Source organism: Bradyrhizobium sp. Y36 (assembly GCF_002531575.1).
Classification (GTDB): Bacteria; Pseudomonadota; Alphaproteobacteria; order Rhizobiales; family Xanthobacteraceae; genus Bradyrhizobium.
The window spans coordinates 582,183-597,066 of sequence record NZ_NWTI01000001.1; the positions used below are offsets into that span (position 1 = coordinate 582,183).

Annotated in this window: 17 protein-coding genes; 9 read left to right on the forward strand and 8 right to left on the reverse strand. The window is 65.7% G+C overall.

The features are described from left to right. Window positions 1–68 precede the first annotated feature (68 nt). The gene (locus CO669_RS02830) at window positions 69–1,097 is read left to right on the forward strand and encodes a DUF817 domain-containing protein (protein ID WP_245444145.1); all 1,029 of its coding nucleotides are present in this window, start codon (window positions 69–71) and stop codon (window positions 1,095–1,097) included. Here the strand turns inward: CO669_RS02830 and CO669_RS02835 are convergent. From CO669_RS02835 to CO669_RS02850, 4 genes are all read right to left on the reverse strand, one after another. Continuing rightward, window positions 1,060–1,296, reverse strand: coding sequence for a hypothetical protein (locus tag CO669_RS02835; protein ID WP_097657652.1), 237 nt, complete (start codon window positions 1,294–1,296; stop codon window positions 1,060–1,062). The two genes, CO669_RS02830 and CO669_RS02835, sit on opposite strands and share 38 nt — an antisense overlap. Window positions 1,297–1,798: 502 nt before the next feature. Continuing rightward, window positions 1,799–2,149, reverse strand: coding sequence for a hypothetical protein (locus CO669_RS02840; RefSeq protein WP_097657653.1), 351 nt, complete (start codon window positions 2,147–2,149; stop codon window positions 1,799–1,801). 119 nt (window positions 2,150–2,268) lie between these two features. After that, complete coding sequence (locus CO669_RS02845; RefSeq protein WP_097657654.1) at window positions 2,269–3,216, reverse strand: OmpA family protein; 948 nt, start codon at window positions 3,214–3,216, stop codon at window positions 2,269–2,271. Window positions 3,217–3,332: 116 nt separating this feature from the next. After that, window positions 3,333–3,860 carry a hypothetical protein gene (locus tag CO669_RS02850; protein ID WP_097657655.1) on the reverse strand — a complete coding sequence of 176 codons (528 nt, stop codon included), beginning with the start codon at window positions 3,858–3,860 and terminating at the stop codon, window positions 3,333–3,335. 178 nt (window positions 3,861–4,038) lie between these two features. Between CO669_RS02850 and CO669_RS02855 the strand changes: the two genes are divergently transcribed. After that, the gene (locus tag CO669_RS02855; RefSeq protein WP_097657656.1) at window positions 4,039–4,845 is read left to right on the forward strand and encodes a lytic murein transglycosylase; all 807 of its coding nucleotides are present in this window, start codon (window positions 4,039–4,041) and stop codon (window positions 4,843–4,845) included. A gap of 840 nt (window positions 4,846–5,685) precedes the next feature. On the opposite strand, the gene CO669_RS02860 is transcribed toward CO669_RS02855, so the two are convergent. Beyond that, window positions 5,686–6,516, reverse strand: a complete 831-nt coding sequence (locus CO669_RS02860; protein WP_097657657.1) for an SDR family NAD(P)-dependent oxidoreductase — start codon at window positions 6,514–6,516, stop codon at window positions 5,686–5,688. Window positions 6,517–6,637: 121 nt separating this feature from the next. Here CO669_RS02860 and CO669_RS02865 point away from each other — a divergent pair, with 121 nt between their 5' ends. From CO669_RS02865 to CO669_RS02880, 4 genes are all read left to right on the forward strand, one after another. Beyond that, complete coding sequence (locus tag CO669_RS02865) at window positions 6,638–7,012, forward strand: response regulator (protein ID WP_097657658.1); 375 nt, start codon at window positions 6,638–6,640, stop codon at window positions 7,010–7,012. 171 nt (window positions 7,013–7,183) lie between these two features. After that, a complete protein-coding gene (locus CO669_RS02870; RefSeq protein WP_097657659.1) occupies window positions 7,184–7,795 on the forward strand; it encodes a LysE family translocator in 612 nt (203 codons plus the stop codon). Between the two features lie 756 nt (window positions 7,796–8,551). Further along, complete coding sequence (locus CO669_RS02875) at window positions 8,552–9,757, forward strand: GGDEF domain-containing protein (protein WP_097657660.1); 1,206 nt, start codon at window positions 8,552–8,554, stop codon at window positions 9,755–9,757. Window positions 9,758–9,795: 38 nt separating this feature from the next. After that, window positions 9,796–10,419, forward strand: coding sequence for a peptidoglycan recognition protein family protein (locus CO669_RS02880; RefSeq protein WP_097657661.1), 624 nt, complete (start codon window positions 9,796–9,798; stop codon window positions 10,417–10,419). A 10-nt stretch (window positions 10,420–10,429) separates the two neighbouring features. Here CO669_RS02880 and CO669_RS02885 read toward each other — a convergent pair whose 3' ends face one another. After that, window positions 10,430–10,771: a hypothetical protein gene (locus tag CO669_RS02885; protein ID WP_097657662.1), complete on the reverse strand. Its 342-nt coding sequence runs from the start codon at window positions 10,769–10,771 to the stop codon at window positions 10,430–10,432. A 107-nt stretch (window positions 10,772–10,878) separates the two neighbouring features. Between CO669_RS02885 and CO669_RS02890 the strand changes: the two genes are divergently transcribed. Then, window positions 10,879–11,382: a hypothetical protein gene (locus CO669_RS02890; protein WP_198963780.1), complete on the forward strand. Its 504-nt coding sequence runs from the start codon at window positions 10,879–10,881 to the stop codon at window positions 11,380–11,382. A gap of 282 nt (window positions 11,383–11,664) precedes the next feature. Here CO669_RS02890 and rpoH read toward each other — a convergent pair whose 3' ends face one another. Together rpoH and CO669_RS02900 are read right to left on the reverse strand one after the other, a co-directional pair. Further along, window positions 11,665–12,564, reverse strand: a complete 900-nt coding sequence (gene rpoH, locus CO669_RS02895) for an RNA polymerase sigma factor RpoH (RefSeq protein WP_018318222.1) — start codon at window positions 12,562–12,564, stop codon at window positions 11,665–11,667. 217 nt (window positions 12,565–12,781) lie between these two features. After that, window positions 12,782–13,789 carry an RluA family pseudouridine synthase gene (locus CO669_RS02900; protein ID WP_097657663.1) on the reverse strand — a complete coding sequence of 336 codons (1,008 nt, stop codon included), beginning with the start codon at window positions 13,787–13,789 and terminating at the stop codon, window positions 12,782–12,784. Here CO669_RS02900 and CO669_RS02905 point away from each other — a divergent pair. After that, the gene (locus tag CO669_RS02905; RefSeq protein WP_097657664.1) at window positions 13,788–14,132 is read left to right on the forward strand and encodes a hypothetical protein; all 345 of its coding nucleotides are present in this window, start codon (window positions 13,788–13,790) and stop codon (window positions 14,130–14,132) included. The two genes, CO669_RS02900 and CO669_RS02905, sit on opposite strands and share 2 nt — an antisense overlap. Before the next feature lie 95 nt (window positions 14,133–14,227). Then, the gene (locus CO669_RS35585) at window positions 14,228–14,818 is read left to right on the forward strand and encodes a DUF2846 domain-containing protein (RefSeq protein WP_158228732.1); all 591 of its coding nucleotides are present in this window, start codon (window positions 14,228–14,230) and stop codon (window positions 14,816–14,818) included. The last annotated feature ends 66 nt before the right edge of the window (window positions 14,819–14,884 follow it).

Genomic DNA, 14,884 nt, shown 5'->3' on the forward strand with positions numbered 1-14,884 from the left:
GCTTCATAGGCAGGCTGTTCCCGCCACATTGTTTGGTCTGCTCAAACCTTGCATGAAAACGTCATGCTTTGACCGCGCTCCACCGCCATATCTCGACCGTGTTTCATGCCTCCGATCAACCACCTCTGTCCGAAGCGTCTGCACCCGGCGTCACGCCGCCGAGCGCCGCCGCGATCTGGCCGCCCCTGCGTCGCTTCATCGTCGGCGAACGGCGGCTCGGTCGCTTCATGGCCCGCCGCCGAGCGACGGCGTTTGCCTATGAATTCCTTCGCTTCGGTATCAAGCAGGGCTGGGCCTGTCTGTTCGGCGGCATCGCGGTTGCGCTGATGATCGCGACCTGGCGCTACTATCCGGCAGCAGCGCCGCTGGCCCGATACGACTTCCTGTTTCTCTGCATGATCGTGGTCCAGATCATGCTGCTCGCGACGCGGCTGGAGACGCTGGACGAGGCGAAAATCATCCTGATCTATCACGTCGTCGGCACGGCGATGGAGATCTTCAAAACGTCGGTCGGCTCCTGGATCTACCCCGACCCGAGCTTCTTCAGGATCGCCGGCGTGCCGTTGTTCACCGGCTTCATGTATTCATGCATCGGCAGCTATCTCTGCCGCGTGTGGCGCCTATTCGATTTCCGTTTCGAGCGGCATCCACCGCGCTGGGCGCTGGTGGCGCTGAGCGTGGCAATCTACGTCAACTTCTTCAGCCATCACTATGTGCCGGACCTGCGTCTCGTTCTGTTCGGCGCAGCCGCGCTGTTGTTCGCGCGCACGACGGTCTATTTCAGAGTCTGGAACGATGACCGTTCGATGCCGCTGCTGCTCGGACTTATGCTGGTGACGGCGTTCATCTGGTTCGCCGAGAATATCGGCACCTTCACGCGGACATGGCTCTATCCGTCCCAGCAGCACGGTTGGGCGATGGTCTCGCCCGCCAAGTTCGGTGCGTGGTTCCTGCTGCTGATCATCAGCTACACGCTGGTGAGCCTGATCAACAAACCGCGGGTTCGGCGTGGGCCGAGCAAGACGGCTCCGGCCATGCCCGCGTTGGCGGCGGTGGCCGCTACTTCTTCTTCGCCCCGACCCGCTCGAGCCGCTTGATCTCCAGCGCCGGGCGGCCGCTCTTTTCGGCGATCTCGCGGTCCTGCTCCATGATGAAGTTGCGCGCGGGTTCGTCGCCGTCGAGGCCGCCGAGCAGCTCGGAGGGGACGCGGCGGTTGGAGCGTTGGGAATCGTCTTCATAGACGACGTTGAAGAAGGCAAATTCGCCTTTGGGATTGGTTCCGGGTTTCTTGGCCATGGCCGGCTTTTCGTCGATTGGAGCGCCGCAGTCAAATGACTTTGGCGGCGATCGACCTTGGCTGCGGTCGGGCGGAGCACGATGCGGCTGATTGAATGGGCTGCGGAAACGGGCTGCGGGGCGCCAAAACACCCTGCCTCAATAAACGGCGGGCTCGGAGCCCGCCGTTTATTTTGGTCTTCAGTGTCGCCCGGGGCTGGCGGGGCGACAACCTAAAATAGAAGGCTATAGAAGACGCCCTGCGATGGCAAGGCAAATCGTGGCGCGCTGGTGTCGCAGCGAGCGCATCAGATATGCGCTGGTTGCGATATCCGGTTCTCGCACGCGTCGAAGTAATTGTTTGGATTATCGAACCACTTTGTTCATGTTCGCGAGGCCCGCGCAACGCAGCGCGTGACGCGCGTCGTGCGGAAGGGCGCATCAGTCTGCATATCTTCCCGCCTGCGTGCAGATACTGTGATCCCACGCGCGCAAGGGCGGCTCCATTGTCGCAGCGCATATCTCAACGCGTGTGCGTGCGCTGCGCCACCTCCTGCACGGCGAGTCGCGATCCCCGTCCGCTGTCCTTGCCGCCGCCTTTGCCACCGTCCTCCTTGCGCCCCTGCGCCATGATCGCGCTGCCCATCGCGGCCGAGCCGAAGGTGATGAGGAAGGACGCCAGCAGCAGTGCGAGCGCGATGCCGGGCGAAGTGTCGGCGAAGATCAATTCGCGCAGATGTCCGGGATTGAGCCAGAGCAGGCCGCCGACGAGAATCGTCGCCGCACAGGCGCCGATCGCAAGGTTGATGGCGAGCAGGCGGAACAGCGGGATGCGGAGCAAAGCGCGGGTCGGCTTGTTCTGATGGTCGGGCATGGCCGGTTGCCTCGGACTTTGTCGCGCCCGGGAATGACGAGAGAGAGGATGTCCGCAGCCATCCATCTCACGTCGTCCGTGCCGCGATATTGACCCGCATCAAACTCGCACACGATGTTTCACGGCGCCACCAGTTCCACCCGCCGGTTCAGTGCGCGCCCCGCATCCGTCGCGTTGGAGCCGACCGGCGCCAGCAAGCCGACGCCGGCGGTGCGCAGGCGTGTCGGCACGATCCGGAAACTCTTCACAAGCTCGGCCGCGACCGCTTCCGCGCGGCGCTTCGACAGATCGAGATTGTACTCATAGGCGCCCTGGCTGTCGGTGTGACCGACGATGAACACGCTGAGCTGCGGCTGGCTCGCGAGCAGTTTTGCGATCTGCTCCAGTGTCGGGCGGCTTTCCGGCTTCAGCACCGCCTTGTCGGTGTCGAAATAGACGCCGTAGAGCGCGATATGGCCGGTCTCCCCGAGGCCCTTCGCCATCGCCGCGGCGTCGACCATCTTGTTCGCGATGGCGCCGACCTCGGCGACGGTGACCTGCGCGGTGACGTCCTGGTTGTTCTGGCTGACGATGACGCTGGCATAGGTCTCGCGTCCGCCCTCGACCTTGCGGCCGGCGACGTAGCGGTAGTTGAAACCGTCGACCCACATCTGCGGCATCGGCAGCGCCTCGATGCTCTCGGTGAAGGGAATGCCGCCGCAGACGTCGGTGTCGCAGGCCAGCAAGGTCTCGAAGCCGGCCTTGGCAAGCTGCGTCTCGAAATTGCGCGACACCTCTAGGATCGAGGGGCCGGGGCTGGTGCGATAGGCGATGCGGACGATACGGCCTTCGAGCCGCCGCGCATCGGTCGGCTGGCCGTCCCTGAAGCTTGCGGCCTGCATCCGCGCCGCGTCGAAATCCTTCACCACATAGCCGGTGACGACGCTGCCGGCGAACCGGCCGATGCCGGGATAGTCGCGCGCGCCCGCCACGTCGCGCGTCTGCGCGGAGGTGGGGATTGCGGGCAGGCAGAGCAGGGCGGCAAGGACGAGCATTCCCGGGATGGTCTGCGGCGCGGACATCGGCATTCTCTGTCGGTTGCGGGGGACGGGGGCGCAAGACGTTAGTCTCGCGCGCCGTCCTGCCGGTTCTAACCGACGCATCATTCCCGATCCGATTGTCCCGGAACTCGCGCCGCCTCACCTCACGCGGCTGGCGCGGCCCGGCCGACGGCCGCACGCTGCTGCGCCGCCTGCTGCCGCTCCATCATGGTCTGCCACAGCGCTGCGATGCTCGCTTGCGTCTGCGGTGCGATCAGGCAGTGGCCTTCATTGTCGAAGCCGCAGAACCGAACGGAGGGGTCCTTCTTCACCTCCGTCAGCGCCTGGTTGATCATCTCCAGGCACGTGATGACCCCGCCGATGTCGGGCAGGCGGGTGTGATGCAGGATATCCATCAGGCGGAACGTCATCACCGCGGGCTGGCCGAAGCTGATGCCGGGACGGCCGAGCTCGAGCAGCACGTTCACGGCCGGAAGCACGCCCCTGATGTGCTCGAGCACGCCGGCGACGTCCTCCACGCTGCAGGCGACGAGGTGGGAGGCCTGGGGCGGGATCGTCACGGGCGCACGGGGCTCAAGGCCGAGCGCAGTGATCACCTCCTGCTCGATCCATTGCCGCACCGCTGCGGGGGCATTGCGGATCTGCTCGGCGGTCAAGGTAATTCCGGTCATGGACGCGTCTCCTGGGCGGCTCTCCTGTTCGCTTTCAATGTAGGAAGCAGGGCGTGAGACGGTTTGATGCGGATCAAGCCGTGTGCTTTGAAACCCGGTGCTTTGACGCTCGCGGCTTTCCCGGGCATGATCCGCGCGCTGCTTCGCGCCACGATTTTCCTTCAAGGGATTGCTCCACATGCTGAGACTGCTTCTCGCCGCCGTGTCCGTCCTGTGTCTGGCCGGCGGGTCGGCGCAGGCCGCGCGCTGCGGCGGCGACTTCAACGCGTTCGTCGCCACCATGGCGCAGGAGGCCCAGGCGGCCGGCGTCTCGGCTGGAGTGACCAATGCGGCGCTCAGCGGCGTGACCCCGGATGGCGCCGTGCTTGCTTTCGACCGCCGCCAGCGCCACACCTTCAACAAGAGCTTCGAGCAGTACGTCTCGACCCGCGTCGGCCCCGGCCGGATCAATGGCGGCCGCGCGCTGTTGCAGCGCCACGCCGCGCTGCTCTCGCGCATCGAGCAGCAGTTCGGCGTGCCGCGTTACATCCTGGTCGCGATCTGGGGCCTGGAGAGCGATTTCGGCAAGGGCGACATCGGCAAGATGCCGGTGGTCCGCACGCTGGCGACGCTGGCGCATGATTGCCGCCGCACCGATCTGTTCCAGGGCGAGCTGCTCGCCGCGCTGAAGATCGTGCAGCGCGGCGACCTGCCGCTGCGCGACCTCATCGGCGCCTTCGCCGGCGAGATCGGCCAGACCCAGTTCCTGCCGTCGTCCTACATCAAGTACGGCGTCGACTTCGACGGCGACGGCCATGTCGACCTCCGCCACAGCGTGCCCGACGTGCTCGCCTCGACCGCGAACCTGCTCCACACCAACGGCTTCAAGATGGGCCAGCCCTACGGCGAAGGCACCGCCAATTTCGAGGCGATGCGCGAGTGGAACAGGGCGGTGGTGTATCGCAAGACCATCGGCTATTTCGCGGATCGTCTCGCGGGGCAGTGACTCCGTACGACGAGTGGGGCGGAGCGCTCGAGCCTCGGACTGGGTGTCATCGCCCGGCTCGATCGGGCGATCCAGTATCCCAGAGACAGCCGTGATGGAGCCGAGACGCCGCGGCGTACTGGATGCCCCGGTCAAGCCGGGGCATGACAGCGGTGGGGAGGCGACAGCTCGTAGGGTGGGCAAAGGCGCAAAGCGCCGTGCCCACGTTATCTTTCGATGACACAAGATGAGCGGGCACGCTCCGCTTTGCCCACCCTGCGGCGAAGGCATCGCCAATTTCGCGGACCGCCTGGCGGGGCAGTGAGGAGCCACATGATCGGTGTCATCGCCCGACTCGACCGGGCGATCCAGTATCCCAGAGACAGCCGTGATGGAGCCGAGACGCCGCGGCGTACTGGATGCCCCGGTCAAGCCGAGGCATGACAGCGGTGGGGAGTCGACAGCTCGCAGGGTGGAAGGCGCAAAGCGCTGTGCCCACGTTCTCTTTCGATGACACAAGATGCGCGGGCACGCTCCGCTTTGCCCACCCTGCGGCAAGGCATCGCCAATTTCGCGGACCGCCTGGCGGGGCAGTGAGGAGCCACATGATCGGTGTCATCGCCCGACTCGACCGGGCGATCCAGTATCCCAGAGACAGCCGTGATGGAGCCGAGACGCCGCGGCGTACTGGATGCCCCGGTCAAGCCGGGGCATGACAGCGGTGGGGAAGCGACAGCTCGCAGGGTGGAAGGCGCAATAGCGCCGTGCCGACGTTATCTTTGAAATGGCTGACGGGTGGTGGGCACGCTTCGCTTTGTCCACCCTACGACAGCGGAGGGCGAGGCAACGCCATCGCGTCGACTACGTCCCCTTCGCCATCTTCTCCAGCTTCCGCTGCAGCGGCGCCCAATATGTCCCCGGGCGGAAGCGCTGCAACAGGTCCATGAAGCGGGCGTCGTTGCCGATCAGGATGCGCGGCTCGTTCTTTTCGATGCCCCTGATGATGCGCAGCGCGGCGGCTTTCGGCGTGGTCTTCGCCGCGTTCTCGAACCGCTCGATCGACTGCGCGCGACGCGCATTGTCGGTGACGCCGACGCCGGTGCGGGAGTTGCGCGCGATCGCGGTGGCGACACCGCCGGGATGCACCACCGACAGCTTCACCGGGCTGCCCGCCACGCTGAGCTCATGCCGCACGCTCTCTGAAAAGCCGCGCACGGCGAACTTCGCCGCCGCATAGGCCGATTGTCCCGGCGGCGCGATGATGCCGAAGATCGAGGAGAGGTTGACGATGTGCGCCTCGCTCAACGTCTTCAGATGCGGCAGGAAGGCGCGCGTGCCGTGCACCACGCCCCAGAAATTGATGTCGAACAGCCAGTCCATCTGCGCCTGGTCGATCTCCTCGAACGAGCCCATCAGCGCGACGCCGGCATTGTTGATGACGATGCCGAGTGCGGGATGTGCGGAGGTCGCCTCGCGCGCGAACTGCGCGATGTCGTCGGCGCTGCCGACGTCGACCCGGTGGACGCTGACCTTGCGCGCCGCCCCGATCTCGGCGGCCAGCGTCTTCAGCCCGGCCTCGTCGCGATCGGCCAGCGCCAGATCGCAGCCGCGCTGCGCGAGCTCGATGGCCAGCGCGCGGCCGATGCCGCTGGCAGCTCCCGTGATGGCGGCGGCGCCGCGAATCGCAGTCATGATGTCCCCCGTCAAGCCTCTGATCCGGGAACTATGCTTTACATTTTTTCAGAATGGAACCGAACCGCAGGCGAACTGGCCCCTTAACATACGTGACGCGAGCAATCATTGGGAGACGCTGATGGGACAAGCACAACCATTCCGCGCGACTGCACCGATCGTCGAGGACGACGTCATGCAGCGAGAGATGCTTTGTCTCCTGCTGGAAGAGAGCGGCTATCAGGTCATCCAGTGCGAAAGCGCCGAGGCCGCCGAACGCGTGCTCGACAAGAACGCCAGCGCCCTCTGCCTGATGCTGACCGACGTGCAGCTTGCCGGCCGCATGAACGGGGTCGAGCTTGCCCACGTCGCCAAGGATCGCAATCCCAGGCTCGACGTCGTCGTCACTTCCGGCCGCCCGTTGATGCAGCCCTTGCCCGCGGGTGCGAAATTCTGGGCCAAGCCCTGGGCGCCGCTCGACGTGCTCCGCGAGGCCGAGCTCGCGCAGTTGTCCTGAGGCAAGGCTTCCTCGAGGCAAGGCTTTCCTGAGACAAGGCTTCGCTTTGTTGCCAAGCAGGTCCGCTCCCAATCTGTCATCCTAAGAGCTTGCTCCCAACTCATGGGGTCACAAGCTCTCAGGGTGACCGCCCGGCTTTCCGGCCGCGAGGCGGGCTGATAAGGTCCGCCCATGTCCTGGTCCTTCCTGCTCACCTCGCTCATCGTCGTCGCCTCGCCCGGCACCGGCGTGCTCTACACCCTGGCCGCCGCGCTGACGCGCGGCTCGCGCGCCAGCGTTGCCGCCGCCTTCGGCTGCACGCTCGGGATCGTGCCGCACATGGTTGCGGCGATGCTGGGGCTTGCCGCCGTGCTGCACACCAGCGCGCTGGCCTTCGCCGCGCTGAAATGGGGCGGCGTCGCCTATCTGCTCTACATGTCCTGGCAGGCGCTGCGCGAGAGCGGGGCGCTTTCGGTCGAGGGCAACATCCGCGAGCGTTCGAGCGGCCGCGTCATCGTCACCGGCTTTCTGATCAACATCCTCAATCCGAAGCTGTCGATCTTCTTCCTCGCCTTCCTGCCGCTGTTCATCGCGGCGGACGAGGCCCATGTGCTGGCGCGCATGCTGGAATTGAGCGGCGCCTTCATGGCGATGACCTTTGCGGTGTTCGTCGTCTACGGCCTCTGCGCCGCCTCGGTGCGCGAGCGTGTCATCTCCCGTCCGCGCGTCATGGCCTGGCTGCGCCGCAGCTTCGCGGCCGGCTTCGCCGCGCTCGGCGCCAAGCTGGCCTTCGCGGAGCGGTAGCTTCTTCTCACCTGTGGCCATCCTTCGAGACGCCCGCCGTTGGCAGGCCTTCAGGATGAGGACCGCGTACGCGGCACCCGTTCTCGACGAGCAACGATGCTGCTCGGCCTCACCCCGAGGAGACCGCGAAGCGGTCGTCTCGACGGACGAGGCGTGCGCTCGGGCGAGGGAGAGCCGGGCGCCGGCCAATAAAAAAGCGGGCCTTGCGCCCGCTGCCTCTCAACTCTCTTCCCGACGCCCGGGCGGAGCGAGGCTCCACCCGGGCAAAGAAAAAGAAGCCTCGTTACTTCTTCTTCGCCTTCTTGGCCTTCTTCGCCTTCTTCTTCGCCGCCTTCTTCGCTTTCTTAGCCATAGGATCCTCTTAAGGGTTAATGGTGGAACGCGACACGAGGGATGCTCGGCGGAGGGCCAGCCTCGCAACATCCTCGACGATCAGATCAGCAGATTCGCAGCTTTCTGCCCCGCGCTGTCACATCCGTGTCATCGCGTTATCCACAGCTCAGATGCGTTTTCGGGTGATTTTGGTCCGCGAATCCGCATCGACGCGCCGCCTCGTCATCGCCGCGGACACGCTTAACGATCCGCCAACGGCCGCGCGCCGTTCATGAATCCAAAACCAAAGGGGAACTTTCGACGATCGCAGTGAGACTCCATTAAGCGCAACCGGCGCATCGTCTCCGCAAGAAAACGGGGACGAGTCATGGACGGACGGCTACCAGGGACGGGGGGCGCGAGGCTGCGCGTGCTGCACGTGTCATGCTGAACGTATCGACCTTGTGGACCGTCTTCGTCGTCAACTTCCTGGCGCTCGGCGTGATCTGGGCCTACGTGACGCGGTCCTATCCGAAATTCGCCGCCGCTCGGTTCTGGATGGCCTCGTCCTTCGTCGGCGCGATCGGGGCGATGACGGCGCTGATCCGTCTGTTCGTTGCCTCTCCCTTGCCGCTTCTGCTCGGCGCTGCCGGCGTCATCGCCGCCAGTTGCCTTGCCGCCATGGGCATTCAGCGCTTCTACGACCGGCCGGTCTCCTGGCGCCTGATGAGTATCGCGGGCAGCCTGAGCCTCGGCGGCGTCGTTCTCTTCATGGTCGGCTTCGAGCACATGCAGCTGCGCATGCTCAGCTACACGCTCGGTCAGGCCCTGCCGCTGGTGCTGGCGCTGCGTTTGTTGCTGTGGCCGCCCGAAGGCCGCGCCAGCCCGGGCGCGCGCCTGTCCGGCATCGTCATCCTCGCCATCATCGCGATCCTGATGGTGCGCACCGCCGGCAATCTGCTCGGTTACGATCTGTCGGCGAAGGCCGGCGGCCAGACCCATGCCGTCATGGTGCTGGGGCTGCTGTTCCTGTCGATGACGCTCAATTTCGGCTTCCTGCTGATGGCGATGGACCGCCTGCGCGGCGAGGTTGCCGATCTCGCACTGCTCGACGATCTCACCGGCGTCGCCAACCGGCGGCATCTGTTGCAGCGCCTGACCGAGGAGTGCGCCCGCTCGGAGCGCAGCGGCGCACCGTTCTCGCTGCTGGTGATCGATCTCGACGGCTTCAAGACCATCAACGACACCCACGGCCATGCCGCCGGCGACGCCTGCCTTCAGCACTTCACGCTGATGGCGCAGACGCGGCTGCGGCCCGGCGACATGCTCGCCCGCACCGGCGGCGACGAGTTCTGCGTCGTGCTGCCGTCCTCGTCCTTGCGCGAGGCCGCCGCGATCGCCCGCCGCGTGCTCGAGGTCTGCCGCCAGGATGCCGAGGCCTGCACCGGCAGCGACATCCCGATCGCGATCTCGATCGGCGTCGCCCAATGGGATGCCGGCATCGGCGCCTTCCCGGATCGCCTGCTGGCCAATGCCGATAACGCCCTCTATGCCGCCAAGAAGAACGGCAAGAACGACTTCGCCGTCTACGATCCGGTGCCGCCGCTGTCGCCCGACCTGACGGACCTGAGCCAGCGCACATTCGCGTGAGGCCGTGCTACATCAGGGGCCGTAACGGGACCTGCCTGATGATCTCTCGCCTGCTCGCGGCCGTTCTCGCCGCCCTCGTTCTGATCTCACCCGCCGCTGCCGCCGCCGCTGACCTGACGACGCTCGCGCGCGCCTCGGGCACGCCCGACATTCCCGGCTTGAAGATCGTCTGGCTTGCCCCCTGGGGCGATGTCCGCAATGCAAATCCCTGGCGCAACGTCATCGTGCACCAGACCGAGGGACCGGCCGGCTCGGCGCGCGGCGGTGCGGCGGAGCAGGCGAAGAAGCCGACCCGGCGCGGCGTCACGGTGTGGGTCGAGACCGACGGCACGGTCTATTGGGCGGTCGCCGAAAACCTGGTGCCGACCCATGGCGACGGCGCCAACCGCAACGACAACAAGTACATCGACAACAGCGCGACCTACCGCCAAGTGGTGCGCGACAATTCGATCGGCGTCGAGTTCGCCGGCAATTATCCTGACGTGACGACCGGTCCGACCGACGCGCAGGTCGCGGCGTGGAAGACCCTCGTGAAGGTGCTGCGCGCGCGCTACGACATCCCGCTCGACCGCGTCTATGCCCACAACTGGATCGACTACAAGGACGCGCGCTATTGCGAAGGCTGCTGGCTGGCGACGCTGGCGCGGATGTGGGGGGAGTAGGCGAAGGGCGTCACAACGCCTGCGCCATCCAGCCGAAGAACCGTCGCATCAATCCCGGCCGCTGCGGCAATTCCGGCGGCTGGTCCGCGGCCAGCACGCGTTTGAGGAAGTAGTCCAGGAACACCATGTCGTTCGGCTCGGTGACGGTGAATGTCTCGTCGCCGAAGAACACGCTGTAGCTGTAGAAGAACGGACCCATGATCGGATAGCTCGCGGTCGACGCATAGTCCTTGGAGATCACGAACTCGCATGGCTCCAGCCCATGCTCGCGCATCGCCTGCTCGACCAGCGGCAGCTTGCGCATGAACTGGGCCGAGAAGCCGCCGACGGTGGATTGCAGGATGATCGACATGGTGTTCGTCCAATCGATGCTGTCGGTTCGGTCATCGTGGGTCGGTTGACCGGACGCGCGGGTTCAAGGCAAGCTCGTTCTACGGCAGCGAGGGGGAGGGGAATGTGATGGCTGTCTCATTCGGCAACACGGCATGCGTCGGGCTTCGTCACGCGTTGCCGCGCGGCTTGCGCGCGTTCGGCGTTATGCCGGCGATCGTACTGTCGCTTTGTACGTCGCTGCTGGTGGCGCTGGAGATGCCGAGCAAACCCTTCCTCGACAAGAACAGCTTTTACCTCGCCTCCGCCGGCTTCCGCGTGCAGCTTGCCAACGATGCGGCGGGCCAGAAGGCGTTGCGCGCGCTGCCGCCGCATCGCTTCGTGATGCACCGCAACGGCGGCGACATCCGCTATCTCTACGCCGAGCCGCTTCATTGCGTCTGCGTCTTCATCGGCTCGCAGGCTGCTTATGCGGCCTATCGCGGCATGCTCAGCCGCGGCGCGGACCAGCCCGACATCGTCTCCGCCGACTACAAGACGCAGGCCAGCGCATTGCTCGACGAGACGCCGGCGCAGCTGGAGGATCAGGTCGAGCCGGAATCGCTCGCGGATTATTTCCGGGCGTTTTATTGAGCGCTGTCGAGCGGCCGGTACTGAGAACGCCCCGGCAACTGTCATCGCCCGGCTCGACCGGGCGATCCAGTATTCCAGAGACCTGCGTTGAAGATCTCGCTGATGCCATTAGCGCTGCGGCGTACTGGATGCCCCGCCTGCGCGGGGCATGACACCGAGGGTGGGGTTGCCGCTGTGCCTTGTTCGACCACAGCTTCGCCCACCCAAACAAAAAAGCCGGCGTTGCCGCCGGCTTTCCGTCTTTTTCGATCCGCCAATCTCTCGTCGCGGCGAAGCCTCGCTTTAGTGCGCGGCTTCCAGCGCGGCCTGCTCGGCCCTTGCGATCGTGCCCTTGACCGCGGACTGCACCTTCTCGAAGGCGCGGACCTCGATCTGGCGGACGCGCTCGCGCGACACGCCGAACTCGGCGGCAAGGTCTTCCAGCGTCATCGGCTCATCGGCGAGGCGGCGCGCCTCGAAGATGCGGCGTTCGCGCGGGTTGAGCACGCCCATGGCGCCGTTGAGGGCGTCGCGGCGTTCGTCATATTCCTCGTGCTCGGCCAGCATGGCTTCCTGGTTGGGCGTATTGTCGACCAGCCAGTCCTGCCATTCGCCGGCTTCGCCGTCGTCGCGGATCGGTGCGTTGAGCGACGCGTCGCCGCCGAGGCGGCGGTTCATGTCGATCACGTCCTGGTCCGTGACGCCGAGGCGCTTGGCAATGATCTTCACCTGGTCGGGGCGCAGATCGCCTTCGTCCAGCGCGTTGATCTTGCTCTTCGCCTTGCGCAGGTTGAAGAACAGCTTCTTCTGGTTCGCGGTGGTGCCCATCTTCACGAGCGACCAGGAACGCAGGATGTACTCTTGAATCGACGCCTTGATCCACCACATGGCGTAGGTGGCGAGACGGAATCCCTTCTCGGGTTCGAAACGCTTCACCGCCTGCATCAGGCCGACATTGCCTTCCGAGACGACCTCGGAGATCGGCAAGCCGTAGCCGCGATAGCCCATGGCGATCTTGGCGACGAGCCGGAGATGGCTGGTGACGAGTTGGTGCGCCGCGTCGCGATCGTCATGCTCGCGCCAACGCTTGGCGAGCATGTATTCCTGCTGGGGTTCCAGCATCGGGAACTTGCGGATCTCGGCGAGGTAGCGAGATAGGCCGGATTCTCCATTGAGGACCGGCAAAGCAGCGGTACGGGCCATTGTGCGCCCTCCAAAGGTTCAGGCCCCCGATAGCGGCGGGCCAGGCAGACGACCGCTGTGTCAAAGCCGGTCGGGCTGCGATGTTCCGCGTCGGTCATTTCCAACGCAGGCGCAATATACCCCATCGGGGGTCGAAAAGGGAAGGATTGCTGACGTCACGTCCCCGTGTGGCAGCTATAACTTTTTGTAATGTAACGCTTTTCTCAAGGGCCCTGCGTCATAGCGCCGCTTTGAGAGCGCTCTGCAGGAGAAGCAAATCCTCCGGCAAAGGCGCCTCCCAGTGGAGTAATTCTCCGGTTCTCGGGTGCTCCAATACCAGCAGGTAAGCGTGTAAGGCCTGCCGTCCGAGTGCGGCGAGGGCGGCCTGCGACTCGGGCCCAAGCTGGTTCGCCTTGGTCTTGAAATGCGGGCCATAGACCGCATCGCCCATCAGGGGGTGGCCGATATGGGCGAGATGGACCCGGATCTGGTGGGTGCGTCCGGTCTCGAGCTCGCAAGCGAGCAACGTTGCGATGGGCTTGCCGTCGCGCCCCGTAAAGCTCTCCAGGATTTCCCAATGCGTCACCGCCTCGCGGCCACCCTGGCGCACCGCCATCTTCTCGCGCGCATGCGGGTGACGGTCGATCGGCGCGTCGACGGTGCCACGATGCCGGCCGGGCACGCCCCAGGCAAAGGCCATGTAGCCGCGCCGCATCTCGCCGGTGCGGCCGTGGTCGGCGAACTGCGCCGACAGCGAGGCGTGGGCCATGTCGTTCTTGGCGACCACCATCAGCCCGGTCGTGTCCTTGTCGAGCCGGTGCACGATGCCGGGCCGGCGCACCCCGCCGATGCCCGAGAGCGAGGCGCCGCAATGGGCGATCAGTGCGTTCACCAGCGTCCCCGTCTCGTGGCCGGCGGCGGGGTGCACCACCAGCCCCTTCGGCTTGTTGAGAACGACGATGTCGTCGTCCTCGAACACGATATCGAGGGCGATCTTCTCGCCCTTGGGCTCGGCGGGCGCCGCCTCCGGCACCTCGATTGTGATCGTATCGCCGGATGCGACGTGATAAGCGGGGTCGCGGACGGGGGTGGCCTTCAGGCTCACCGCGCCCGCCAGGATCAGGGCTTTGAGCCTTGATCGCGACAGGTCCGGCAGGCGCGCCGCCAGCACGCGGTCGAGCCGGGCCGAGCCCTCGTCGCCCTCGACCACGACCTCTAACCTCTGCGCTGAACCCGGGCTTTCCATGACGACGTCTGACACCGCTGTTCCCGAACCGACCCCCGAGCAGGCCGCGCTGTTCGCGCGGGTGCGGCGGATGATGCTGATCGCGGGGTTGACCACGGCGCTGGCTGTCTGCGCCGTGCTGATCGCGGTGGGCTACCGCCTTTTCAAGTCGGAGGGAAGGGCGGTCGAGACCGCTGGCGACGTCACCGCCACCCTGCCCAAGGGCGCCAAAATCGTCTCCACCGGGGTTGCCGGCGACCGCCTCGTCGTCACGCTGGATTTGGGCGGGGTTATCGAGATCCGCACTTTCGATGCCCGCACCCTGAAGCCGTCCGGACGGCTGAAATTCGCCAACGAGCCTTAAGGCGGCGCGATCTGGGGATCGTGCCCGGTCCACATTGTCTTGCCACGCAACTTCTGATTTAGCTTTTGCGAGGGGACGTTGGGTCGGGACTGGGAATGGGGCATATCAAGTCACTCGTGGTTGCGATGACATTCGTCGTCGGATCGCTCGGTTGTGCTGGATTTGCGGCGCTTGCAGAGCCGGCCGGGCAGCCCGCAGCCCCCGCCAAACAGGCTGGACTCGCGGCGCCGGCGAAGCGCGCCGCTGCACAGGCCAAGCCGGTGGGGTCGCGGAACGCGCGGCTCTTTTTCCTGCGCGAGAAGGGCATTTTGGGCGCGGTGGGCGGGCTCGCCGCCTCCACTGAGATACTGATCGACGGCAAGTCCGCCGGAAAGGTCGACATGGGGACATTCTTCGCCGTCGATCGGCCGCCGGGTCTCATCAAGATCGCCACTCACATGAAGCTGTCGATCGCGGATTACGAGATCGAAGTCCCGATCGAGGCCGGCAAGACCTATTATTTCGGCGTCGGCACCCGGCGTGGCGGCGCCCCCGTTCAGGATCTGCTCAACCAGGCCATCGCGGGCAGCAGCGGCGAGCAGATCCGCTCGTCATCGCCCTTCAAGGCCTCTTTCGCCGGCGCGGGCTTGTTCCGGTTCGAGCCTGCCGCTGGGGCCGCCGCGATCGAGAAACTGAAGACGCCGTGAGTGTTCCCGGCGTCTTTGCGGGACGCGCGCGCCTGAAAGGCCGCCGCGCCGTTAAGCCTGACCCGC

Coding starts and splice junctions, on each gene's coding strand:
- CO669_RS02875 (WP_097657660.1), top strand. CDS start 8,552: ATGCTGAACGTATCGACCTTGTGGACCGTCTTCGTCGTCAACTTCCTG.
- CO669_RS02865 (WP_097657658.1), top strand. CDS start 6,638: ATGGGACAAGCACAACCATTCCGCGCGACTGCACCGATCGTCGAGGAC.
- CO669_RS35585 (WP_158228732.1), top strand. CDS start 14,228: ATGGGGCATATCAAGTCACTCGTGGTTGCGATGACATTCGTCGTCGGA.
- CO669_RS02845 (WP_097657654.1), bottom strand. CDS start 3,216: ATGCCGATGTCCGCGCCGCAGACCATCCCGGGAATGCTCGTCCTTGCC.
- CO669_RS02850 (WP_097657655.1), bottom strand. CDS start 3,860: ATGACCGGAATTACCTTGACCGCCGAGCAGATCCGCAATGCCCCCGCA.
- CO669_RS02890 (WP_198963780.1), top strand. CDS start 10,879: ATGGCTGTCTCATTCGGCAACACGGCATGCGTCGGGCTTCGTCACGCG.
- CO669_RS02905 (WP_097657664.1), top strand. CDS start 13,788: ATGACGACGTCTGACACCGCTGTTCCCGAACCGACCCCCGAGCAGGCC.
- CO669_RS02885 (WP_097657662.1), bottom strand. CDS start 10,771: ATGTCGATCATCCTGCAATCCACCGTCGGCGGCTTCTCGGCCCAGTTC.
- CO669_RS02855 (WP_097657656.1), top strand. CDS start 4,039: ATGCTGAGACTGCTTCTCGCCGCCGTGTCCGTCCTGTGTCTGGCCGGC.
- CO669_RS02835 (WP_097657652.1), bottom strand. CDS start 1,296: ATGGCCAAGAAACCCGGAACCAATCCCAAAGGCGAATTTGCCTTCTTC.
- rpoH (WP_018318222.1), bottom strand. CDS start 12,564: ATGGCCCGTACCGCTGCTTTGCCGGTCCTCAATGGAGAATCCGGCCTA.
- CO669_RS02870 (WP_097657659.1), top strand. CDS start 7,184: ATGTCCTGGTCCTTCCTGCTCACCTCGCTCATCGTCGTCGCCTCGCCC.
- CO669_RS02880 (WP_097657661.1), top strand. CDS start 9,796: ATGATCTCTCGCCTGCTCGCGGCCGTTCTCGCCGCCCTCGTTCTGATC.
- CO669_RS02860 (WP_097657657.1), bottom strand. CDS start 6,516: ATGACTGCGATTCGCGGCGCCGCCGCCATCACGGGAGCTGCCAGCGGC.
- CO669_RS02840 (WP_097657653.1), bottom strand. CDS start 2,149: ATGCCCGACCATCAGAACAAGCCGACCCGCGCTTTGCTCCGCATCCCG.
- CO669_RS02900 (WP_097657663.1), bottom strand. CDS start 13,789: ATGGAAAGCCCGGGTTCAGCGCAGAGGTTAGAGGTCGTGGTCGAGGGC.